The sequence below is a fragment of the Nocardia alni genome (assembly GCF_019038435.1).
Taxonomy (GTDB): domain Bacteria; phylum Actinomycetota; class Actinomycetes; order Mycobacteriales; family Mycobacteriaceae; genus Nocardia; species Nocardia alni.
This window is the reverse complement of the sequence record NZ_JAGPOX010000101.1, coordinates 1-23,050: the sequence shown is the minus strand read 5'-3', so window position 1 is coordinate 23,050 and position 23,050 is coordinate 1. Positions and strand designations below refer to the sequence as shown.

General features: G+C 66.8%; 21 protein-coding genes and 1 pseudogene. 10 read left to right on the top strand and 12 right to left on the bottom strand.

Annotation, left to right across the window (positions count from 1 at the left end):
* Window positions 1-6: 6 nt before the first annotated feature.
* Window positions 7-2,145 (bottom strand): phosphocholine-specific phospholipase C, encoded by a 2,139-nt coding sequence (locus JZ791_RS30580; RefSeq protein WP_216899060.1) that lies wholly within the window; start codon window positions 2,143-2,145, stop codon window positions 7-9.
* 620 nt (window positions 2,146-2,765) lie between these two features.
* Between JZ791_RS30580 and JZ791_RS30575 the strand changes: the two genes are divergently transcribed.
* The 5 genes from JZ791_RS30575 to JZ791_RS30555 all read left to right on the top strand — a co-directional run bounded on the left by JZ791_RS30575 (window position 2,766) and on the right by JZ791_RS30555 (window position 8,388).
* Window positions 2,766-3,947: a cytochrome P450 family protein gene (locus JZ791_RS30575; protein WP_438804572.1), complete on the top strand. Its 1,182-nt coding sequence runs from the start codon at window positions 2,766-2,768 to the stop codon at window positions 3,945-3,947.
* Window positions 3,944-5,173 (top strand): cytochrome P450 family protein, encoded by a 1,230-nt coding sequence (locus JZ791_RS30570; protein WP_216899056.1) that lies wholly within the window; start codon window positions 3,944-3,946, stop codon window positions 5,171-5,173. The genes JZ791_RS30575 and JZ791_RS30570 overlap by 4 nt, the downstream gene beginning before the upstream one ends.
* A gap of 100 nt (window positions 5,174-5,273) precedes the next feature.
* Window positions 5,274-6,584, top strand: coding sequence for an extracellular solute-binding protein (locus JZ791_RS30565; RefSeq protein WP_216899054.1), 1,311 nt, complete (start codon window positions 5,274-5,276; stop codon window positions 6,582-6,584).
* On the top strand, window positions 6,581-7,498 hold the full coding sequence (locus JZ791_RS30560; protein ID WP_308163163.1) for a carbohydrate ABC transporter permease: 918 nt from the start codon (window positions 6,581-6,583) through the stop codon (window positions 7,496-7,498). The genes JZ791_RS30565 and JZ791_RS30560 overlap by 4 nt, the downstream gene beginning before the upstream one ends.
* Before the next feature lie 68 nt (window positions 7,499-7,566).
* Window positions 7,567-8,388, top strand: a complete 822-nt coding sequence (locus JZ791_RS30555; RefSeq protein ID WP_254206619.1) for a carbohydrate ABC transporter permease — start codon at window positions 7,567-7,569, stop codon at window positions 8,386-8,388.
* A 7-nt stretch (window positions 8,389-8,395) separates the two neighbouring features.
* Here JZ791_RS30555 and recO read toward each other — a convergent pair whose 3' ends face one another.
* On the bottom strand, window positions 8,396-9,172 hold the full coding sequence (gene recO, locus JZ791_RS30550) for a DNA repair protein RecO (protein ID WP_216899050.1): 777 nt from the start codon (window positions 9,170-9,172) through the stop codon (window positions 8,396-8,398).
* 193 nt (window positions 9,173-9,365) lie between these two features.
* On the bottom strand, window positions 9,366-9,779 hold the full coding sequence (locus JZ791_RS30545; RefSeq protein WP_216899049.1) for a hypothetical protein: 414 nt from the start codon (window positions 9,777-9,779) through the stop codon (window positions 9,366-9,368).
* Window positions 9,780-9,907: 128 nt separating this feature from the next.
* Here JZ791_RS30545 and JZ791_RS30540 point away from each other — a divergent pair, with 128 nt between their 5' ends.
* Together JZ791_RS30540 and JZ791_RS30535 are read left to right on the top strand one after the other, a co-directional pair.
* The gene (locus JZ791_RS30540; RefSeq protein ID WP_216899047.1) at window positions 9,908-11,320 is read left to right on the top strand and encodes an amidase; all 1,413 of its coding nucleotides are present in this window, start codon (window positions 9,908-9,910) and stop codon (window positions 11,318-11,320) included.
* Between the two features lie 155 nt (window positions 11,321-11,475).
* The gene (locus tag JZ791_RS30535) at window positions 11,476-12,525 is read left to right on the top strand and encodes a hypothetical protein (protein ID WP_216899045.1); all 1,050 of its coding nucleotides are present in this window, start codon (window positions 11,476-11,478) and stop codon (window positions 12,523-12,525) included.
* Here JZ791_RS30535 and era read toward each other — a convergent pair.
* The 4 genes from era to ybeY form a co-directional block, all read right to left on the bottom strand.
* Entirely contained in the window at window positions 12,522-13,460 is a 939-nt protein-coding gene (gene era / locus JZ791_RS30530) for a GTPase Era (protein ID WP_216899043.1), read from the bottom strand. The two genes, JZ791_RS30535 and era, sit on opposite strands and share 4 nt — an antisense overlap.
* Window positions 13,457-13,816 carry a cytidine deaminase-like protein gene (locus JZ791_RS30525; RefSeq protein WP_216899041.1) on the bottom strand — a complete coding sequence of 120 codons (360 nt, stop codon included), beginning with the start codon at window positions 13,814-13,816 and terminating at the stop codon, window positions 13,457-13,459. The genes era and JZ791_RS30525 overlap by 4 nt, the downstream gene beginning before the upstream one ends.
* Window positions 13,817-13,894: 78 nt before the next feature.
* Complete coding sequence (locus tag JZ791_RS30520; RefSeq protein WP_216899040.1) at window positions 13,895-15,199, bottom strand: hemolysin family protein; 1,305 nt, start codon at window positions 15,197-15,199, stop codon at window positions 13,895-13,897.
* Window positions 15,196-15,750 (bottom strand): rRNA maturation RNase YbeY, encoded by a 555-nt coding sequence (gene ybeY / locus JZ791_RS30515; RefSeq protein ID WP_216899039.1) that lies wholly within the window; start codon window positions 15,748-15,750, stop codon window positions 15,196-15,198. The genes JZ791_RS30520 and ybeY overlap by 4 nt, the downstream gene beginning before the upstream one ends.
* Before the next feature lie 152 nt (window positions 15,751-15,902).
* On the opposite strand from ybeY, the gene JZ791_RS30510 reads away from it, so the two are divergent.
* A complete protein-coding gene (locus tag JZ791_RS30510) occupies window positions 15,903-17,138 on the top strand; it encodes a S1 family peptidase (protein ID WP_216899038.1) in 1,236 nt (411 codons plus the stop codon).
* 58 nt (window positions 17,139-17,196) lie between these two features.
* Here the strand turns inward: JZ791_RS30510 and JZ791_RS30505 are convergent, their stop codons facing one another.
* A complete protein-coding gene (locus JZ791_RS30505; RefSeq protein ID WP_216899081.1) occupies window positions 17,197-18,258 on the bottom strand; it encodes a PhoH family protein in 1,062 nt (353 codons plus the stop codon).
* Between the two features lie 152 nt (window positions 18,259-18,410).
* Complete coding sequence (locus JZ791_RS30500; RefSeq protein WP_216899036.1) at window positions 18,411-19,373, bottom strand: LysR family transcriptional regulator; 963 nt, start codon at window positions 19,371-19,373, stop codon at window positions 18,411-18,413.
* A gap of 100 nt (window positions 19,374-19,473) precedes the next feature.
* Between JZ791_RS30500 and JZ791_RS30495 the strand changes: the two genes are divergently transcribed.
* Complete coding sequence (locus JZ791_RS30495; protein ID WP_216899034.1) at window positions 19,474-20,913, top strand: MFS transporter; 1,440 nt, start codon at window positions 19,474-19,476, stop codon at window positions 20,911-20,913.
* Between the two features lie 108 nt (window positions 20,914-21,021).
* Here JZ791_RS30495 and JZ791_RS30490 read toward each other — a convergent pair whose 3' ends face one another.
* On the bottom strand, window positions 21,022-21,270 hold the full coding sequence (locus JZ791_RS30490) for a hypothetical protein (protein WP_216899032.1): 249 nt from the start codon (window positions 21,268-21,270) through the stop codon (window positions 21,022-21,024).
* Window positions 21,271-21,544: 274 nt separating this feature from the next.
* Between JZ791_RS30490 and JZ791_RS30485 the strand changes: the two genes are divergently transcribed.
* Window positions 21,545-21,916, top strand: coding sequence for an ADP-ribosylation/crystallin J1 (locus JZ791_RS30485; RefSeq protein WP_216899031.1), 372 nt, complete (start codon window positions 21,545-21,547; stop codon window positions 21,914-21,916).
* A gap of 10 nt (window positions 21,917-21,926) precedes the next feature.
* Here JZ791_RS30485 and JZ791_RS30480 read toward each other — a convergent pair whose 3' ends face one another.
* Complete coding sequence (locus JZ791_RS30480) at window positions 21,927-22,679, bottom strand: ESX secretion-associated protein EspG (protein WP_216899029.1); 753 nt, start codon at window positions 22,677-22,679, stop codon at window positions 21,927-21,929.
* Window positions 22,680-22,776: 97 nt separating this feature from the next.
* Window positions 22,777-23,050, bottom strand: a pseudogene (locus tag JZ791_RS30475) (hypothetical protein); the annotation flags it as partial.

The following is a 23,050-nucleotide window of genomic DNA, read 5'->3' as shown; positions in this document are numbered from 1 at the left end:
CCCGCGTCACGCCGTCCGGCTCGGCTTTCCGTTCTCCAGGTGACCGGCGAACCGGCGGGACCAGGCGTTGTCGGAGGCGCCTGCCAGGGTGAGGTCGTACCACCCGTCCGAGGTCGGCACCGCCACCACATGCGACGCGCCGGGGTCGACCGTGAACCGATCCTTGCCGCCGACGACGAAGGCGGCCGTCGCGGACGTGGAGTTCCGCACCGTCAGCACGAGGGCGGGCCGATCGGCGGTCCCGCCCAGTGCCGCCGACACCGCGATCCCCGCAGTCTCCGGCCCGCCGGCCGCGGCGAACAGGAATCCGTTCGGGCCGTGGACCGCGAGGTCGTACCGTCCGGAATAGGTGATCGGCTGATCGGTCGCACCGCCGCCGGAGACGACGATCTGGGTGACCGCCGTCTGCGCACCATAGGAATACGCCTGGAACGCCACCGCCTCCTTCCCACGGTTGGCCAGGTGCACGGTCAGGTTCCCCGCGCCGACCTCCGCCCAGACGACCGGCTGATACGGCAGCGGCCGAGCCTTGGCTGAGCCCGGATCCTGCTGTGGCATGGACTGATTCGCCGGAGGGTATGGCGCGGGAAGTTTGGACTGTGTCTGATCGGCCTGCGCGCGAAGGGCATTCGCGGCGGGAAGCGCCGGAATGCTGGTGTCGGCGTGGCTGAAATCGAAGCAGCTCATCAGATCACCGCAGACCGCGCGCCGCCAGTCGGAGATATTCGGTTCGCGCACACCGGTCCATTGTTCGAGAAACCGCAGCACCGAGGTGTGATCGAACACCTGGGAATTGACCCATCCGCCGCGACTCCACGGTGAGATCACCAGCATAGGCACCCGGGGGCCGAGCCCGATCGGGGCCAGCGGTCCCGCACCCTGCGCAACCGGGACGCCGATCCCACTCTGGTTCAGCGGCAGTTCCTCACCCGCGGTCCCGGCCGGTGCGGTCGGGGGCACCACGTGATCGAACAGCCCGTCGTTCTCGTCGTAGTTGATGAACACCACGGTCGAGCGCCACAGATCCTGGTTGCCCCACAACGCCTTCAGCACCCGCTCGACATACGCCTCGCCATCCACCGGTCGCGCGGCCGGATGTTCGCAGTAGCCGTAGGGCGCCACGATCCACGACACCTTGGGCAGGGAGTTGGTCTCGCACGCGGTGATGAACTGCTGCAGAACGTAATCGATGTTCCCGCCGTCCTGTGTTCCTTCGGCGGGCCAGCCTCCGGTGACGTTGGCCCGCTGCGCCAGTTGCCGCACCTTCGGATCCGAAGAGTTCAGCGCGTCGTGGTAGGCGTGGAACAGCCACAGCGGGTTGTCGCCGTAATCGCCGAGGAACGGCTTGGTCGAGTCGTCACCGATGACGTCGTTGGCGTAGATCTGCCACGAGATGCCCGCCTGCTGCAGGCGTTCGGGATAGGTGGTCCAGCGGAACACCGGCTTGTAGTCCGGTGGATTGTCGGTCGCGGGACCGCCCATGATGCCGCCGGGATCGATGGTTCCGGTCCAGTGGTAGAGCCGATTCGGCGTCGTCGGCCCCAGGATCGAGCAGTAGTAGTTGTCGCACAGGGTGAACGAGCCGGCCAGTGCCCGGTGGAACGGGATATCGGCCTCGGTGAAATAGCCCATCGTCATGGGCGACTTGGCCGGCGCCCAGCCGTCGTAGGCGCCGCCGGCCCAGGCCCGATGGGTCGTCGTCCAGTCGTGCGGCAGGTCGGCCATGTCCTGTCCGTCCACCGCACCGGTATCGATCCGGAACGGCAGCCGATAGCCGACGCCGCTGGACGTATCGGGCTGGGCGAACACCGACGCCCGCCCCGCGGCGCCCGGCACGGCGCTGCCCGCATCGAGACCCGCGAACCTCGCACTGCCCGAACCACTTCCGGAGATCACCGGCCCGGCGGCACCGGGGGACAACCGCACCGCAGTCCGGTCACCGAATCCGCGAACCCCGGCCATGGTGCCGAAATAATGATCGAACGACCGGTTCTCCTGCATCAGGATCACCACATGCTCGACATCGGCGAGGCCCCCGCGGCTCGGCGCGGCACACGCGGGCAGCTCGCCGATACCTGCCAGTCCGGCGGCGGCCATCATGCCGCCGAGGACAGTTCGCCTGGTGGTGCCGGATGTACGGTTCATGCTTCTGGCTCCCGAATTTCGTATAGGGGTCATGAAATTCACCGCGGATGGTCGAGGTCCGCGCATAGGCGGACCGGTCACCGAATAGCCCTGTACTGGAACAGTCGCAGCTGGAAAAGTACATTCGGTAATCCGACGCGGAATGATCCGATGAATTCGCGATGCCCGTCCGGTAAACGGCCACCACCAGCCACGATGCACAGATCCACGCGATGGCCGAAGCAATTCATCTGCCCGTGCAGCCATCCGGGCCGACCGGCTCGACGCGACATTACGGGAGATCTCGGATCGGGAATTCGGTCGCGTCGTACCGCACTTCTCCAGCCATTCCATGGGTGTCGCGGTCGCCGAAATGAGTTGGCACCGACGGAGTTCGCGGCAGAACTGTTATCCTGAGACTGTTGTCGCGTTTGGGGGGACCGGTGGGGCTTGTCCGATCGGTGTCGTCGAACCTCCTGTCCTACAACGGTTGTGAGGGAGAGATTCACGTGGTTGCCGCCCGGCCCGGCCGTGTTCGGACACTCTCGCCGGGAGTCGCGGTGTTGCCCACGCCGTCGTCTCTCCCGGCCTGTCCCGTCCAGCACGGTTCACCGTTCGACTCCAACGGACCCCGGATACCGTTGGATACAACGGAATTCGCCGCCGACCCGCACGGCGCCTATCGCGACATGCGCCGTCGTCACGGTTCACTGGTGCCGATCGAGCTGTCGCCGGGCGTGCCCGCGACACTGGTCGTCGGCTATCGCACGGCATTGCGAATCCTCAACGATCCCGGGCACTTTCCCGCAGACCCGCGCGGCTGGCAGGACTCGATCCCGCAGGACTGCCCCGTGCGTCCGATGATGCAGTGGTACCCCAACGCGCTGCGCAACGCCGGACTCACCCACGCCCGCTACCGGCAGGCGTACGTGGCCGCCATCGACGGAATCGACCTGCGCGCGCTGCAGGCCACGGTCGAGCGCATCGCCGTGCCGCTGATCGACAGTTTCCGCGAGGCGGGGACGGCGGATCTCCAGACGCAGTACGCCTTTCCGCTGGTTTTCGAGGTGCTCAACCGAATGGTCGGCTGCCCACCGGAATTGGGCCGGCGGGTGGCGGCCGGCATGGCCGCGCTGTTCGACACCGTCGACGCCGCATGGGGCATGCGGCATCTGAGCGAAGCGCTGCTGGAGCTGATCGCGCTGCGCCGCAACGATCCCTGCGACGACGTGACCTCGCGCCTGACACACCATCCGGTGGGTCTGGACGAGGAGGAGATCCTCTGCAACCTGATCAGCTTCTACGGCGCGGCGATCGAGCCGCAGACCAATCTGATCACCAACACGCTGCTGCTGATGCTCACCGACGAGCGGTTCGCCGGCGGATTCCTGGGCGGTTCCCTGTCCACCCGCGACGCGCTGGACGAGGTGCTGTTCAACGATCCGCCGATGGCGAACTTCTCGATAACCTTTCCGCGCCAAGCACTCCTGATCGACAACACCTGGCTGCCCGCGAACCAGCCGGTGGTGATCAGTCTGGCCGGATGCAACAACGACCCCGCGATCGCGGGCGGCGACCGCACCGGCAACCGCTCGCATCTGGCGTGGGGCGCCGGGCCGCACGCCTGCCCGGCCCGCTCGGTGGCCTATCTGGTGGTACAGGAGGCGATCGATCAGCTCCTGGACGTGCTGCCCGACCTGTTCCTGACCGTGCCGAAACACGAATTGACCTGGCGGCCCGGGCCTTTCCACCGGGCGATGACCGGGCTGCCGGTCGAATTCCCCAAGTCTCCCGCGTCGAATCTCCGAGGAAGTACGTCATGACATACGAACCGATCGTCCTGGATACCAGTGGCGTCGACATTCAAGGCGAGTCCGCGCGGATCCGCGCACGCGGCCCGGTGACGCCGGTCGAGTTGCCCGGCGGCGTTCCGGCCTGGTCGGTGACAGACGCCACGGTCCTGCGCGCCCTGCTGACCGATCCGCGGGTGTCGAAGGATCCGCGCCGGCACTGGTCGGCGTTCGTCAACGGCGAGATCACCGAGGCGTGGCCGCTGCTGCCATGGGTGATCGCGGAGAACATGTTCACCGCCTACGGCCCCGAGCACCGGCGGCTGCGGCGGCTGGTGTCCCCCGCCTTCACCAACCGCCGCACCCAGGATCTGCGCCCGCGCATCGAGGAGATCGCGACCGGCCTGCTGGACATGCTGGCGGCCACGCCAGGCGGCGAGGTGACCGATCTGCGGGCCGGCTACGCCTATCCGGTGCCGATCAAGGTGATCAGCGAATTGATCGGCGTGCCAGATCATCTGGACGCCGCCATCCACGCCTGCGTCGACGGCTTCTTCGACGGCTCGTTCACGCCCGAGCAGTCGACAGCCAACTACCTCGAAATACTGCGCCTGGTCGGTGAACTCGTCGCCTACCGCCGTGAGAACCCCGCCGACGACATCACCACCGTACTGATCGGCACGCGTGAGGAGGACGGCTCACGACTGTCGGAGGCCGAACTCGTCGGCACCCTGGTGCTGATCGTCAACGCCGGTCACGAGACCACGGTCAACCTGCTCGACCAGGCCATCCACGCCCTGCTGACCCGGCCGCGGCTGCGCGATGACGTACTGGCCGAACGGATCCCGTGGTCCGACGTGATCGAGGAGACGCTGCGCTACCAGGCCCCCGTCGCACATCTGCCGCTGCGCTACGCGGTGGAGGACATCGTCATCGGCGACCTGACCATCCCCAAGGGGGAGGCGATCCTGGCCTCCTACGCGGGGGCCAACCGAGACCCGAAGGTGCACGGCGACACCGCCGACGAGTTCGATCCCGCACGCACCACCAAGGATCAGCATCTGGCCTTCGGCTACGGCGCACACCACTGCCTCGGCGCGCCGCTGGCCCGGCTCGAGGCCGCGGTCGCGCTGCCCGCGCTGTTCGCCCGATTCCCCGAACTACGATTCGCCACGGACCCCGGCGCACTACCGCATGTGGGCAGCTTCATCTCCAACGGGCACATCGAACTGCCGGTATATCTGCAAGCGCCACAGTAGTTCCACACCCCCGTCGTTTCCGCCCAAAAGCATGCGGGAACGACGGGGGTTTGGCTACGGTGAGCCTCGTTTCGTCCCCACCTGAATCGGGAGGGCATCGATGCTCAACCGGCGTGATCTACTCCGCGGCGGCGCGCTCGCGGGCGCCTCGCTGGCCGTGCCGAGCCTGGCCGGATGCGGATCGTCCTCGGACGCGCTGACGTTCTTCTTCCAGGCCGCGCCCGACGAGGCGAAGGTGCGGATGCAGATCATCCAGGCGTTCGCCAGGCTGCGGCCGGATATCAAGGTCGAGGTGCAGCTTTCGGGCCCGGATCCGAACCAGCAGATCCTCACCTACGCCGCAGGCGGAAAATGCCCGGACGTGATCATGCAGTGGGAATCCTATTCGCACTTCGTGGAACTGGGCATTCTGGAAAACCTCAACCCTTATATCGACGCCGATCCCACCTTCGCCGCGCGCATTCGCGACGACGGCGAACCCGCGCTCTACGATATGTTCCGCTATCGAGGCGGACAGTACGTCCTGCCCGAGCAATGGGCCGGAATCTTTCTGTATTACAACAGGAAACTGTTTCAGGAGGCCGGTGTTCCCGAACCTCCAGGAAGCTGGGAGAAGGCGTGGACCTTCGACCAATTCCTGTCGGCAGCACAGGCTTTGACCAAGCGGGATCGGTCCGGCGATACCACCCAATGGGGTTTCGTCGATGCTTGGCCGGTGCCCCGGTATTCCGCGTCGATCTTCGGGATGAACAACGGTGGGCAGTGGTTCATCCCGGCTATCGACCCACAACGCGCCGGAATCGATGGGGACGAGTTCATCGAGGGGTTTCAGTTCTATGCGGATCTGTCGGTGCGACATCATGTCGCACCGCGCGCCAGTGACGCCGAAGCACTACCCTCGATCGAACTGTTCTCCCAGGGTAAGGCCGCGATGGTGCTGACCGGACATTGGCAGTACAGCGCGATGCTCGCGACCCCGGATCTGGATTTCGACATCATGCCGCTGCCGGTCGGCCCCTACGGTAGCGGCGCGAAATCCGATATCGGCACCACGGGAATCGGGATCTCCGCGGCGAGTCCACGCAAAGAGCAGGCGTGGGAGTTCGTGAAATTCGCGACCGGTCCGGTCGGACAGCAGGCGGTGTCCGAGTCGGGACTGTTCGTGCCCGTGCTGAAATCCCAGCTGAACTCACCCGCGTTCGCCAAGGCACACAGCCGGATTCGTAATCTCGGAGTGCTGACGGGCGGGCCATTCAACTCCAATCCCATTCCCGTGAGCCCCAACTGGGCGCGAGTGGACGACGCTTTCAGCCGGGCATCGGACCACATCCTGCGGGGTGCGGCGCCGGCCACCTACTTCAAGGGGTCTGTGACAAGTCATATCGATGATGTACTCAGGGGGCAACTGTGACCCACACGTCCCTGCAGACGCCGACGCGGCGGCGATCCGCACTGGCTCGGCGCAAGGCAACGGCCGGACGCCGGTTCATCGTGCCGAATCTGCTTGCGGTGCTGATATTCATGCTGATCCCGCTGGCCTTCTCGCTGTATCTGAGCTTCCAACGATGGGATCTTTTTCATGCGCCGAAATTCGTCGGGGTAGACAACTACAGACGGCTGTTCACCGGTGATCCGATGTTCTACGTCGCGCTGGTCAATACGATCATCTTCACGATCGCCACGGTGATTCCGACGGTGGTGATCAGCGTGGCCGTCGCCGCGGCACTGAACGCGAAGGTCAAAGGAATCGGATTCTTTCGCAGCGTCATGTTCCTGCCGCTGGTGACCTCGGTCGCCGCGATGGCGGTCGTGTGGAGCTACCTTTTCGAACCCGATACCGGTGTGCTTAACACGATTCTGCGATGGTTCGGCATCCCGGCGGTACCCTGGCTGATCGATCCACACTGGGCATTGGTGTCGCTGTGCCTGGTCAGCACCTGGAAGAGCGTGCCATTCGCCGCAGCGGTACTGCTGGCCGCTATGCAGGGTGTTCCGGAGGAGCTGCTCGAGGCCGCGAAGATCGACGGAGCGGGCGGCCTCCGGCGATTGCTGTCGATCACCGTGCCGATGATCCGGCCCGCGCTCGGATTCGTCTTCGTGATCTCGATCATCAACTCCTTTCAAGCATTCGATCAGGCTTACGTACTGACCGGCGGTGCAGGCGGACCCGAGTCCGGCACCTATGTCTTCGGGATCATGCTCTTCCAGAACGCTTTCCAGTTCGACGATCTCGGCTACGCATCGGCGCTGGCATGGGTACTGTTCGCGATCCTGCTGATATTGACCTATTTACAGATGCGCTGGGGCAGGAGGGGCGAACAATGACCGACCCGGCACCGATCACATCGGCCCCGGCACAGTCGCCGCAGATCTCCCCGGTGACGCGCCAGATCATGGTGCGCCGCAGCGTGCGCGGACTGCTCATCTACGTCGTACTGGTCGTGATGGCCTGGTGCGCCCTGTTCCCCATCCTATGGGCGCTGTCGGGTTCTCTGAAGATCCAAGGCCAACTGAACAACTCACTGATCCCCGCACACCCGCAGTGGTCCAACTACCACCTGGTGTTCCAATACGTGCCCTTCGCTCGCATGTTCCTGAACACCGTGATCTACGCCGCCTGCGTCACCGCCGGACAGGTCTTCTTCTGCTCCCTGGCCGGATACGCCTTCGCGCGCTTGCCGTTCCGCGGCCGCGACACCCTGTTCCTGGCCTATCTCGGCACCCTCATGGTGCCGCTCACGGTCACCGTGATCCCGCAGTTCATCCTCATGCGCACCTTCGGCTGGGTGGACACCCCGTGGGCGATGATCGTGCCCGGACTGTTCGGCAGCGCCTTCGGCACCTTTCTGATGCGTCAGTTCTTCCTCACCCTCCCAGCCGAATTGGAGGAGGCCGCGGTCCTGGACGGCTGCAGCGTGTGGCAGACGTACTGGCGTGTCCTACTCCCCCACGCCCGCCCGGCCGTCATGGTCCTGGCCGTCCTGACCTGGGTGACGGTCTGGAACGATTTCCTCTGGCCCCTGGTGATGATCCAGCGCACCAGCATCTCCACCCTGAACCTGGGCTTGGTCTGGATGCAGGGCCAGTACACCTCCCACTGGCCGGTCCTGATGGCCGCCTCGATCATGATGCTGGTGCCCATGATCGTCATCTACGCCTTCGCGCAGAAGGCCTTCATCCGAGGCATCGCCACCACGGGCATGGCGGGAAGATAGCGGGCTGTCAGACCGCGCGCGAATGCGCCGGTTCGTCGATCACCCCGTGCGGGCGGCTGCGCTCGATCAGGGGAAGGGTCCGCAGCTGCCGCTCGAGGTGCCACTGGAGATGCGCGGCCGTCAGCCCGCTGGACTGACGGCGGATGCCCTCGGGAACCGCGTCGATCCCGGACCAGTCCCCTCGATACAGCGCGCTCATCAGCTCCAGCACACCCATCGCGGGCGTGGCCGAGCCGGGCGGGCGGCAGTGCACGCACACCGCGCCGCCCGCGGCCACGTGAAAGGCGCGGTGCGGGCCGGGGGTGGCGCAGCGGGCGCAGTCGTCCAACGCGGGCGCCCAGCCCGCGAAACCCATCGCGCGCAACAGGAATGCGTCCAGGATCAGCTCCTGCGGCCGCTGTCCGGCGGCGATCGCGCGCAGTGCGCCCGCGGTCAAGGTGTGCAGCCGGGGCGCGGGGGCGCGCTCCTCACCGGCGAGGCGCTCGGCGGTCTCGAGCACCGCGCACGCGGCGGTGTAGCGGCCGTAGTCGGCGACGATATCGGAGGCGAACGCCTCCACGGTGTGCACCTGGGTGACGGTGTCGAGGTTGCGTCCGGGATACAGCTGCACGTCGACGTACGCGAACGGCTCGAGCCGCGCCCCGAACCTCGACCGGGTGCGCCGCACGCCCTTCGCCACCGCCCGCACCAGCCCGTGCTGTCGCGTGAGCAGCGTGACGATGCGATCGGCCTCCCCCAGCTTGTGCTGGCGCACGACGATCGCCCGGTCCCGATACAACTGCACATGCCCGCCTCTCCGCGCTAGTCCGCCTCTCCGCGCCTTCAGCGCCCGGCTGAGTGCTAACCCGCCTCTCCGCGCCTTCAGCGCCCGGCCGAGTGCCGTCGCCAGTCTCACACGCGTTCCGGCGGTTGCGTGCCGAACCTATTATGGGCGTGCCCGGCAGCTTGCCGCCCTCTCGACCGTGGTCGTCGCGTTCTCATTCCAGACGGTACACGCTCTCTCCATACACCTGCGTGATACGTGGAGCGTGGATCGTGCGCAGCAACAGGGTGGTCCAGCCGGTGCGGACGCGGTCTATCCGGCAGTTGTCGGCCTCGATGAGCATGCGCTCGGGATCCTGCAGGTTCACCGAGACCGCCGGATGGCCGAGCAGCACGTCCACCAGGACCTCCCCACCGCCCCAGACGACCAACCGGCGACGACTCATCGCGATCGTGCCCTGGGCGATGTTCTCCCAGCTCGAGGAGGCGTAATGCAGTGGTGTCCGATAACCGCGCCGCGCCACCGATCCCTCCACAGGACCGAACACGATGATCCCCTCCGATTCCATATCCGAACGCAGTTGGGGTGTCAGCTCTTTCGAACCGAACGCCCGGGACATCCACTTCATCCAGAGCATCGTAGGTGGGCGCCAGACAAGCCACCAATAAGGTCACGATTCGGTAACAACTACCCGATATGGACGACCGACCAGTCGCGCGCTACCTTTTTCCGAGGGCAGACATGAGAGAGCATCGAATGACAACGGCGTCCACACGCGAACTGGGACTGGCCGAGCTGGCCGCCGCGGTCGGCAACGGCACAACGACGTCGGTGACGGCCGTCACCGCAGCACTCGACGCGATCGAGACCAGCCAGTCCAGGCTCAACGCCTTCCGGGTGGTCCGTCGCGAGCAGGCTCTGGCCGAGGCGGCGCAGGCCGACCGCCGAGTGGCCGCGGGCGTGCGGCTGCCGCTGCTCGGCGTGCCGATCGCGATCAAGGACGACACCGACATATCCGGGGCGCCAACAGCTTTCGGCTGTGGAGGCGATTTCCCCGAGGCGACCGAAGATGCCGAGGTGGTGCGGCGGCTGCGCGCGGCAGGTGCGGTGATCGTCGGCAAGACCAATACCTGCGAGATCGGGCAGTGGCCGTTCACCGACGCGGCCGCCTTCGGATACACCCGCAATCCGTGGAACGCCGAGCGCACTCCCGGCGGCTCCTCGGGCGGTTCGGCCGCGGCGGTGGCATCCGGATTGCTCCCCGCCGCAATAGGTTCCGACGGCGCGGGTTCGGTGCGCATCCCCGCGTCGTGGACGAACCTGGTCGGCATCAAACCGCAGCGCGGCCGCATCTCCACCTGGCCGCTACCCGAGGCGTTCAACGGCCTGACCGTGCACGGCACGCTGGCCCGCACGGTCGCCGACGCGGCACTACTGCTGGACACCGTCTCGGGAAGCCATCCCGGCGACCTGCACACCCCGCCCCCGCTGACCATCTGCGACGCCATCGGCCGCGACACCGGGCGCCTAAGAATCGCCCTCTCCCTGAGCATCCCGTTCACGGCCACCCGGACCGCACTGGACCGCGAGATCGCCGCGCACGTCCACGATATCGCGAACGCCCTGCGCCGCCTCGGTCACGCCGTCACCGTCGCGGATCTGCACTACGGCCTGCTGATCGGCGCGAGCTTCCTGCCGCGCTCGATGAGCGGCATATCCACCGCCCTCGCCGAATACCCCGGTGCGCAGGTGGATTCACGCACTCGCACCAACGCCAGACTGGGCAGGTTACTCGGCGGTCCGATACTGCGCGCCGCCCGAGCCGCAGAACCACTGCTGCGCAAACGAATCGGTCGGTTCTTCGACGACTACGACCTGGTCCTGTCCCCCACGACCGCCACCCCGCCCCAGCCCCTGTACGCCATGGACGGACTGAGCCCTGGCGCCACCGACGCCCTCATCACCGCCGCCTGCCCTTACACCTGGCCCTGGAATGTGCTGGGCTGGCCCAGCATCAACGTCCCCGCCGGTTTCACCGCCACGGGCCTGCCCGTCGGCGCCCAGCTGATGGGCCCAGCCGATACCGAACCCCTGCTGGCCTGCGTCGCCGCCCAGCTGGAATCCGAACTCCACTGGGACCGCCACCGCCCTGCATCGTGGTGGGACTAGATCACATATACTCCCCCCATGGGAGGGGTGTTCGCCCGGTTTGCGGCGGCACGATCTCTCGATCACGATCTGAGAGAACAAAATCGCCGCGCGAGCGTCGGTGCCCGCTATAGGCTCCGAGCGAAGAGCGGACCCGCTCAACCGGTACACGAGGAATGACCGAATTCACCGACTTCCAGATCGACGTGCTCGAGGCGCTGGCCGACAGCGCCGGCGCGCGTACACCCGACGAGTTGGCGCGACAGCTGGGCTACTCCGCGGGGGCGATCGCCGACACATTGGAGCAGTTCCGACGAGAGCGCTGGACCGAGCGACTGTCGGCCTGGCAGCTGGCCTCCGGGGCGGAATACGCGCTCCGTTCGCATCTCACGCTGACCGGATATCAGGTCGACATCATGCGCGACCTCCAGAACGCCAGCGGCGCACGAACAGTCGATGAGCTGGCGCTGGATTCCGGTGACGACCAGGAGCTGATCACCGAGACCATCGACTGGCTCGCCCGCAACGGCTATGTCCAGCCGGTCTCGGCCTACCGCCGCATTCCGGGCGCCGGTCTCGAATCGTCGCCCGTCGAATACGACCCATATGGCGATCAGTACGAGACCGATCGGAACGAATCCGGTCGCTACGAACCGGCACCGCACGAGGCCGATCGCTACGAGCCGGAGCAGTACGACCCCGACCGGTACAACTCGGAGCTCTTCCAACTCGACCGGCACGACCCCAGCCTGTACAAACCCGCAGCGTACGAGCCTGATCCGTATGGGGCCGCCCAGCACGAATCGGCTCCATACGAGGCCGCTCCATACGAACCCGTCTCGCAGGAAACCACCCGGTACGAGCCTGCCCTGTACGAAACCACTCGGTACGAGCCCCCCGCGTTCGAGCAGGCGCAGTACGAACCCGCAGCTTTCGAGCAGGCGCAGTACGAACCTGCAGCTTTCGAACCCGCGCGATACGAACCCGCGGCGTTCGAACCCGCACAATATGAATCAGCCGCTTTCGAGCCCGCGCAGTACGAACCCGCCCCGTTCGAACAGGCGCAGTACGAACCCGCCCCGGTCGACCAACCCGACCTTTACGAGACCGGCCTCATCGAGCCCGATCCCTACCGTTACGACACCGACCCCATCGGTATGCCGCGCCCCGAGCACACACCACCGGCACGCCGCCGCGTACCGACCTGGGTGCAGCGCCGCGACTAGAAACCCAGTTTGCCGAGCTGTTTGGGGTCGCGCTGCCAGTCCTTGGCCACCTTCACGTGCAGGTGCAGGTAGATGCGGGTGCCCAGGATGTGCTCGATCTGTTTACGGGCGTTGGTGCCGACCTCCTTCAGGCGCGCACCGCCCTTGCCGATGATGATCGCCTTCTGACTCGGGCGTTCGACGTAGAGCAGGGCGTGCACGTCGAGCATCTCGGGGTCCGGCGCGGCCGCCTCACCGCCGGTGGCATCCTCGTAACCCTCGCGCGGCAGGATCTCCTCGATCACCACGGCCAGCGAATGCGGCAGCTCATCGCGCACGCCCTCGAGCGCGGCCTCGCGGATCAGCTCGGCCATGAGGGTTTCCTCGGGCTCGTCGGTCAGCTCACCGTCGGGATAGAACGCTGGTCCCTCGGGCATTTTCGAGGCGATGACCTCCACCAGCACCTCGACCTGTTCGCCCTTGGCCGCCGACACCGGCACCACATCGGCGTCCGGGCCGAGCAGTTCGGACAGCGCGACCAACTGCTCGGCGACCTGGTCGCGGCTCACCTTGTCGATCTTGGTGACCACGCCGAGCAGGGTGGTCTTGGGCGCCATCTGCCGGATCTGGGCCAGGATCCAGCGGTCGCCGGGGCCGATCTTCTCGTCGGCCGGAATGCACAGGGCGATCACGTCGACTTCGGAATAGGTATCGCGCACAAGGTCGTTCAGCCGCTGCCCGAGCAGGGTGCGTGGCCGGTGCAGTCCTGGGGTGTCCACCAGGATCAGCTGCGCGTTCGCGCGGTGCACGATGCCGCGGATGGTGTGCCGGGTGGTCTGCGGCCGCGAGGAGGTGATCGCGATCTTCTGTCCCACCATCGCATTGGTGAGCGTCGATTTGCCGGTATTCGGCCGCCCGACGAAACAGACGAAGCCGGAACGAAATTCGACGCTCACGGTGTCTGCTCCGCACCCACGGTGTCGTATATCGCACCGTGCCGGTCGGCGAAGATGATCTTCCCCGCCTCCGAGATCTCCCGCACCGCGGCCACTCCCGCGTCGTGGAACGGCGCCCCGACGACCACCGCGGCCTCGAAGCCCTCGGCGCCGCTGGAAATCGCGGCGGCCACCGCGGCCTGCAACGCGGTCAGCGACAGTGCCTTCAGCTCCACCGGCCCGGCGGCGTAGGTACGCCCGTCGGTATCGCGGACCGCCGCCCCGCTGCCGCTACCGCTACGTCCCATCGCGCCGCGCGCGAGCACCAGCAGCTTGTTGTCCTCGGCGTCCAAAGCGCCTGTATCGGTGGTACTCACGACTCCACCTCGCCGGTGCTCGGCTCCGTCGTGCGCGAAGCGCACCGTGCCCATGGTTCGCTCCGCCGCGCCACGCTCTCACTCATCATTGTCTGTCTCCTCGTATCCGGGTTCCTGGTTGCGCTTCTTCTCCGGTGCCCGCCGCACCACCACCGTGTGGATCCGTACCCGCCCCCGCGTGTCCGCCCCGCCCTCGCCACGCAGTTGCAATCCGTGGATGACGCCCTTGGACCCGGGCAGCGGCACACGCCCCAGGGCGTGCGCGAGCAGCCCGCCGACGGTGTCGACGTCCTCCTCGTCGATCTCCATGTCGAACAGCTCCCCCAGATCTTCGATCGAAAGCCTCGCCGACACACGATATCTGCCGTTGCCCAGTTCCTCGATGGGTGCGATCTCATCGGTGTCGTACTCGTCGGCGATCTCCCCGACGATCTCCTCGAGCACATCCTCGATGGTGACCAGTCCGGCAATGCCGCCGTATTCGTCCACCAACAGTGCCATATGGTTTCTGCGGCGCTGCATCTCGTCGAGCAGCGTGTCCAGGGGTTTGGAATCGGGCACGAACACCGCCGCGCGCATGACCTCGCGCACCCGAACCTTGCGGCTGCGTTCGGAATACGGCACAAGGTCTTTCAGGTAGACCACGCCCAGAATGTCATCGACGTTCTCCCCGACTACGGGGATACGCGAGTGCCCGGACCGCACCGCCAGCGATATCGCCTGCGCCGCAGTCTTGTCCGCCTCGATCCACACCATCTCGGTGCGCGGCACCATGATCGCGCGCGCGAGGGTGTCGCCGAGTTCGAACACCGACTGAATCATCCGGCGTTCCTCGGAATCCACCACGCCGCTCTTCTGCGCCATGTCCACGACCTCGCGCAGCTCGACCTCGGAGGCGAAGGGCCCGTTGCGGAATCCGCCACCGGGGGTGATGGCGTTACCGAGCACGATCAGGAAACGGCTCAGGGGACCAAGCAGCACCCCGAGAGCGTGTAACGGCAGGGATGCGCCGAGGGTCAATGAATACGCGTGCTGCCGCCCGAGGGTGCGCGGCCCGACACCGATGACCATGTAGTCCACCAGCACCATCGCCACCGCGCTGACGATCAGCGCCCAGCCGTCCCCCAACCAGGTGCTCAGCGCCGCCACCAGCAGTACCGTCGCGGTGATCTCGCAGGTCAGGCGCAGCAGCACCATCAGGTTCACATAGCGGGGTCGATCATCGACGATGCGCACGAGTCTGCGCGCGCCCCCGCGGTCCGCCCGGACCATATCCTCCACGCGCGCGGCCGAGACGGTGATCAGGGCAGCGTCGACGGCGGCGAACATGCCGCCCACCGGTACCAGCGCGATGGCCAGCAGCAGGAGGACAAGAGCATTCACGCCGGATCCAGTGGATCACCCGAGTCGGTGAAGCCGGCCTTGCCCAGCAGTCGCAGATCGCGGTCGGCCTGTTCGGCGCGGCGCTTGGCCTCGCGCAGGCTCTCGTACCATTCGGCGAGCAGGGTGTTCTGCAGGCCGAACATCTCCTTCTCCTCCTCCGGCTCGGCGTGGTCGTAGCCGAGCAGGTGCAGTACGCCGTGCACGGTCAGCAGGGCCAGCTCTTGATCGAGTGAATGCCCGGCCTTGGTGGCCTGGGCGGCGGCGAACTCCGGGCACAGCACGATATCGCCGAGCATCGACGGACCGGGCTCACCGCTGTCCGGACGCCCGCCCGGCTCGAGCTCGTCCATCGGGAACGACATCACGTCCGTCGGCCCCGGCAGATCCATCCACCGCATGTGCAGGTCGGCCATGGTGTCGAGATCGACGAGCACCATCGACAGCTCGGCCGCGGGGTGCACGTCCATCCGGCCGATCGCGAACCGCGCGACGCTGACCAGATCTTCCTCGGGCACGTCCATACCCGACTCGTTGGCGATCTCGATACTCACGCGCTCAGCTTAAGCCACGGTGTTCGCCCACTCCGCCAGCTACGCGAGCTCCGCCGACTTGTCGTCACCCGCCGTCCGCGACGCGCCGTACTGCCGCAGCTCAACCACGCCATGGCACACCGGAAGCCCGCAACGCTGCTACATTCGCCGCGATGAAGACCATGCGCCCGGTGTGCCGCACCGCGATGGTGGCGGTGTCGGCCCTTTTGTTGTCCACTCCTATCGTCGCGTCGGCGGCCCCGCCCGAGCCCGGACTCCCCGCGGACCTGGTCGCGGCGATCGGCCGTGACCTGCACATATCGCCGCAGGAATACGAGCGGCGGGTCGATGACGCGCAGCGGCTTGCCGACTTCGCGGGCGCCCAACGGCGGCAGGCCCCCGGGTCGGTGACCGATATCCGCCTGGATCGCACGGGTCGGGCCGTCGTCGCGCTCGCCCCCGGTGCCGGGGGCGTCCAGGCGGCGGCGCGGCGGGCGGGATTCGTTGTCGCCGAGCACCCTGTCCCGCAGGCGGCGGAGCACTGGGGTCTCCCCGCACCGCATGTCGTTCCGGTGAGCGATCCGGCGCCCGCGACACCGTCCGCCGACGCGGACACCACCTCGGTCGCCGGTGGCGACCCGTACATCAGTCTCCTGCCACCACCGAGCACTCAGGGCGCAGCCTGCTCGTGGGCGTTCAATGCGGTTGATCCGCAAGGGCATCCGGCGGCGATCACGGCGGGGCACTGCAATGTCGCTGTGCTCGACGGGCATCCGGTGAGCGTGGACCAGCACACCGCCCAGTCGCTGCCCGGCCGTAAGATCGGCGCGCAGAACGGCGTGTTCGAGAAGTCGGTGATCGACGGAGTGCGCGACTACTCGATCGTGCGGATCGCCAATCCGATGCGAGATGCCTTCCGCAACAACCTTGTTCGAGGACATATCGACGGACCGCCGATCGCCGTCACCGGTGTCGGCATCCCGGTCGCCGGTGAGCCGGTGTGCAAGTCGGGCGCCACGACGGGATTCACCTGCGGCGTCATCACCTCCGTGGATCAGCCGGATCCGAACCGTCCCCCGATCCGTTTCAAGCACACGGCCCTGGCCCTGCCCGGTGATAGCGGCGGGGCGCTTATCTCCGGCACGCTGGCGATGGGCATCGTCAGCGAGGGCTCGATCAACACCGACACAAAGGATTTCCCCACCGACCCGCCCGGACTCCTGCCGCCCGCCCCGCCGGGCGCCCCAAACGTGGGCCGAATCCTGCAACTCATCGGCCCGCGGACCCTGGAACGCCTGAGCCCGCCCATCGACGCCGTCCTGCCGTACATCCCTCAGGTCTCGATGATCGCCCAGTCCATCGGCGACGTCCTGGCCCAGAACCCGGGGCTGTGGATCCGAACCAAGTGAGACACCGCGCCGATCGGCGGTCAGCCTTCCAGCGAATCAGCCTGGTGCACAATCGAACTCAGCGACGTGAGCGCTCCGCCGCACGGCGCTGGGCACGGTTGCCCGGGTAGTGCGCGGGCGCGACCGCCGCAGGACGATCCGCCTCGTAGCGCTCGTAGGCGTCGACGATCTCGGCGACCAAACGGTGGCGCACCACATCGCTCGAGGTGAGCTGGGCGAAGTGGATGTCGTCGACATCGCCGAGGATGTCGCTGACCACGCGCAGGCCGGATCTGGTGCCGCCGGGCAGGTCGACCTGGGTGACGTCGCCGGTGACGACGATCTTGGAGCCGAAGCCCAGGCGCGTCAGGAACATCTTCATCTGCTCGGGCGTGGTGTTCTGCGCCTCGTCCAGGATGATGAAGGAGTCGTTCAGCGAGCGGCCGCGCATATAAGCCAGTGGGGCGACCTCGATGACACCGGACTGCATCAGCTTCGGGATCGCCTCGGGATCCATCATGTCGTGCAGCGCGTCGTACAGCGGGCGCAGGTACGGGTCGATCTTCTCGTTCAGCGTGCCAGGCAGGAAGCCCAGCCGCTCGCCGGCCTCGACCGCGGGGCGGGTCAGGATGATGCGGGTGACCTGCTTGGTCTGCAGCGCCTGCACGGCCTTGGCGACCGCCAGATAGGTCTTGCCGGTGCCTGCGGGACCGATGCCGAAGACGATGGTGTGGTCATCGATGGCGTCGACGTAGCGCTTCTGGTTCAGCGTCTTGGGGCGGATGGTCTTGCCGCGGCGGGACAGGATGTCCAGGCTCAGCACCTCGGCCGGGGAATCCGAGGAACCCTCGGTGAGCATGGCGTAGGTGTGCCGCACGGCCTCGGGCGTGACGACCCGGTTGCGGCCGGTGAGCGCCACCAACTGCTCGACCACGCGCTCGGCCAGCGCTACATCGGCGGCGCGACCGGTGAGCGTGACGGCGTTGCCGCGGACATGGATGTCGGCGTCGAGGAGGCGTTCGAGTTCACGCAGATTCTCGTCGGCCGAACCGAGGAAACCGAAAACGGACTCTGGGGCAAGTTCGATACTCGAGCGCGCGATCCGCGCCGCGGGCCCCGTACCGTTCTCGCCGGCGCCGATGCCGGGCTGAGGGGTTGTCGGGTCGCCGTTTTCACCTGGTGTTCTCAAAAGGTCCTATGGCCTGCTTTCCGGTCTCGAGAAATCTGCTGGCTGTGATGAAAGTTTACAACCGAGCACCGACATCTCCCAGTGAATAGAGGGCAACCGGCAGGTCACGGGGCTGTGCTGGGTGCCGGACTCGATAGCGACCCGCGATTGCCCCATTCGCTGGCGAAATCGCGGAAGATCCGGACCGCGTCGGAGGCGACGGCGTCGGCCGACCAGATCAGGCCGACCGCGCGGGAGGCGCCCGGATCGCTCAGTGGTATCAGCACCGGGCCGGACCGCGGCCCCTGCGTAGGTCCCGGCTGCGCCGCCGCGCGCAGCGGCCCCCGCGTCGTGGCGTCCGCGAGCGGCAGCAGCGCCGCGCCCAGCCCTGCCGCGACCAACCCGGAAACGGTCACCAGGTCGCTGGATTCCATGGCGATACGAGGTCGGAAATCCGCTGCGGCACAGAGATTGTCAAGGATGGTTCGGGTGCCGTGACCGCGATGCATGGCGATGAAGTCCGTGTCGCCGATCTCGGCCAGACGCACCTGCCGCCGCCCCGCCAGCCGGTGGTCGGCGGGCACGCCGAGCGCCAGGGGCTGCCGTAGCAGTTCGCGCCAGCCGAGGCCGGGCGCCGCGGGGCGCGGCGAGACGATGCCCAGGTCGGACTGGCCGCCGCGGACCCTGGTGGTGACCATGTTGGCGGAACCCTGTGCGAGGGTGAACGTGATCCGGGTCGAGCCGCGACGAAAGCCCGCGATCAGCTCCGGGACCAGCCGCGCCCCGAACGAGTGCAGGAAGGCCAGCCGCACCGCGCCCAGAGCCGGGCTGGCCAGATCGGCCAGTTCACGCCCGGCCGCGTCGAGTTCGGCCTGCGCGCGGTGGGCGTGCTCGTAGTAGACGTGACCGAAGTCGTTGAGCGTCAATCGTTTTCCGTGCCGGTCGAACAGCTGTACGCCGAGGCGCTGCTCGAGCCGGGCGAGCATGCGCGAGAGCGTGGGCTGCGACAGGTTCAGGCGATCGGCGGCCTCGCCGACGTGCTCGAGTTCGGCGAGGGTGAGGAACCAGTGCAAATCATCACGTTGCATGCGGGAATTCCTTCGCGGACCTGTGCTAATGCCTCTTTTACATCAAGTAACCCACTTTAATGCATTTCCTTTTCAAACGGCAGCTTTCCATGCTGGACATATGACCTACGAGGACGGACCAGCAGAAGCCGGTGGATCAGCGTCGGCAGCCGGGCCGGAGTGCGGACCGCGCACTTACGGTGTCGACACGATTCGCGGTCTCGACAGGCACGGGTCATGGTCGCGGCAGGGCGGTGAGCGCACCGCCACGCTGCGCGGACCGTCCACGACGAGCCGCGACTCGGATACGTCGCGTGGTTCCGGCTCGAGTGCGGCCGCGTCGCGTGGTTCCGGACCCCGCGTCGCGAGCGAGGCGGCGCGTCGCGACCGGCGGATCGTGCTCGCGCTGTTCGCGGCGGGACTGACCACGTTCGCCTCGATGTACAGCATGCAGGCGTTGCTGCCGAGCCTGTCGAGGGCGTTCGGAGCCACGCCGGCGCACGCGGCGCTGGCGGTGTCGGTGACGACCGGGCTCTTGGCACTGGCGATCATCCCGGCGGGCGTGCTGGCGAACCGGTTCGGACGCACCCGGGTGATGATCACCTCCGCGACGGCGACCGTCGTGATCGGGCTGCTGCTGCCGTTCAGCCCGTCGATGGCGGTGCTGCTGGCCGGGCGAGCGATCGAGGGCATCGCGCTGGCCGGCATTCCCGCGGTGGCGATGACCTATCTGGCCGAGGAGATCCGCGGGGCCGGACTGGGCGCGGCGATGGGGGTGTACGTCTCGGGTACGACGCTGGGCGGCCTTGCGGGACGGCTGATTCCGGCGTTCATGCTGGACGCCACGACATGGCGATGGGCCGCGACCGTGGTGGCGGTGGCGACGGCCCTGTGTGCGGTCTGGTTCGCGAAGATTCTGCCGCAGTCTCGCGGCTTCACCCCGCAGCCACTCGAATTACGCGTCATGGCAGCGGATTTCGCCGGGCATCTGCGCAACCCGAGACTGCTGGCGATGTTCGGGCTGGCGTTCGTGATGATGGGCAGCTTCGTATCGGTGTACAACTACCTGGGCTACCGGCTCGTCGCGCATCCGTTCGGATTCTCTTCGGCCGCAGCGGGTTTGGTCTTCCTGCTGTACCTGGCCGGGACGGTCAGTTCGACCGCGGCCGGACGCCTCGCCGACCGGATCGGCCGGCCTCGCGTGCTGATCGCCTCGGTGATCACCGTGGCCGCGGGAATCCTGATCGCACTGCCCGACTGTCTCCCGACCGTGTTGCTGGGCATATTGCTTTTCACCGCGGGGTTCTTCGGCGTGCACTCGACGGCGAGCTCCTGGGTCGGTGCGGCGGCCACCGGCAATCGCAGCGGTGCGTCGTCGCTGTACATGTTCGCCTACTACCTGGGCAGTGCGGTCGTCGGCTGGGCGGCAGGATTCGCCTACGGCCACGGCGGATGGGCCGGGCTCACCGCCTATATCGGGGTTCTGGTCGCCATCGCGGCGGCCTTGACCACCGGTCTGGTGCTCGCCCACCGCTCCGCGAGCGCTCCCGCTCGAGCATGAGAATCTCCTGCGGAAACCGTTCGAACCGTCTTCCCGAGCGAAGACGGTTCGAACATCATTCCGGCGTGCGCACGGCCCGTCCACCACGACCGTGAGCTCGGTGGCGAATTACTGTGCGCCGGCCTGGATTCCAAGGTTCACCTGGTTGATGGCCTGCTGGACCAGGTTGGCGGCGGCGACACGGTGCCCGGCCTTGTCCGGGACCGCCTGCTGGAGTTCACCCTGGGCCGACTGCAGGTCGCCGCGGGCAGTGAGCATATGCGGCTGGAAGGCATAGGCCACACCGGCGCCGGCCCCCGTGAAGAGCGCCGCCCCAACGACTCCGACAATCGCCAACCGCAGCTTGGAAATTCGCATTATGCACCTCTCGTACGTCGTGTGGAAACGATGTGCCGAGCGTAGCGAGTTCACGATGTGCGCGCGGGCCGCGCCTTCGTCCGAAAATATGTCCTGAACAGCGCAGACAGCGAGATTGGCGGGATACCCATCTTCAGGCGATCTTCAGCCGCTCGGACCGTATCCCCTGTTCGGCGGCATGCCGTGATCGTCTGGGCCACAAGGTATTCGGCCCAGCACAAGCCCCGGAAACAACCGGCAGACGAATGTCGTCGTCTCCCTTATGGTTGACCGAATGCAGGGTGTGACGACGTTGTGGCGGCCGACCGGGCCGACCGAGCTGGAGCTGGTAGCCGAATCCGGCTGGCACGCATGGCCGCCGCGCCTGCCGTCACAGCCGATCTTCTACCCGGTGCTGACCGAGGAGTACGCGATCATGATCGCGCGGGATTGGAATGTGCCGGATACGGGCACCGGATACGTGACCAGGTTCGCGGTCGACTCGGAATTCCTCGCGCGCTACGAGATTCATCAGGTCGGTGGCCGGGAGATCCTCGAATACTGGATTCCCGCCGGGGATCTGGATGAGTTCAATGCGCATATCGTCGGGAAGATCGAAGTCGTCCATCGTTTTCCCGACGACGCGGTGATACCCGGGGCCGCGTAGCGGAGGTCGACTACCAGCGTTCGTATTCGTCTTCGCGCAGACGCTTCAGGGTGTTGTCCATCCAGGCAGCGAAGCGGCTGGAGAGGTCTTGGGGGGCACCGGGACGCAGGGTGATGTTCTCGCTGCGGATTTCCATGTAGCGGCCGTCGGCGGCGTCGAACCATTGGAGCATGTTCGCGGGTTCGGGGTTGGTGTTGAACGCGCCTACTCGGAGCTGGGCCGAACCCGCGCCGTGCAGAGTGGACATCAGGCGCTGATAGCGCTCGGGCGGGGTATTGCCGGTCTGTGAGCGGCGCGGGTTGCGAATATCGTTGGGGTGGACGGTTATCGGCTGTTGAGAGCCCGGCTCACAGGGGAAGACCGTGGCGACCAGCTGGGCGGGCAGGTCGTCGGGGCGGCACATGCGCAGGCGGATGCGGCCGTCGGTGTCGCCCTCCGTGGTCTGATAGAGGATCGCCGCGTGGTAGGTGTTGCGGCCACCGATGATTCGATAGGCGCGGTCGGCGCCGGCACTGCCCTTGTATTTGGTCGTACTGCCGAATATCTCGATCCGCATATCGGAGGTCTGCAGGGTGTGCATGGCCAGTTCGATGCGTTCTGTCTCATCGAGGTCGTAACGCTGTGCGACCTGGGCCTTATGGCGGTCGACTTCACTCTGGTAAGGGAATCGGCTGGTGTAGCGCAGCAGGTTCGGAATGCGATCACGAGCGTCGCTGAACCACAGCGCGGCGAAATCATCGCCGTCCCAAGCCCACTCGGCCATGCACTAGTCCATTCGTGAGAGCGATCGCGCGGCCGCGACGGCTGCGGGGCTACCGCCCCCACCGTCACCGCCACACAGCTGGTCCGTCGTCGCCAGATTAACCGGAGGACGGAGGCAGGTCGTAGTCCTGGTAATCCCCACCGATCACGCCACCCGGTATCGTCCGAGGATCGTCACCGAGCAACTCCCGGGTGTTCTCCATATTGACGAGCCACTCCGGCCGCTCATGCTGACCATCCTCCTCACCCTTACCCCCCTTCGACCCCATGCCACCCATACCGGTCATCCCCGCGGTACCGGTCCCAGCCCCCATCCGCGCAGCCGCAGCAGCATTCTGCGCCGCGACCGGCGTACCGGTCCCAGGCACACTA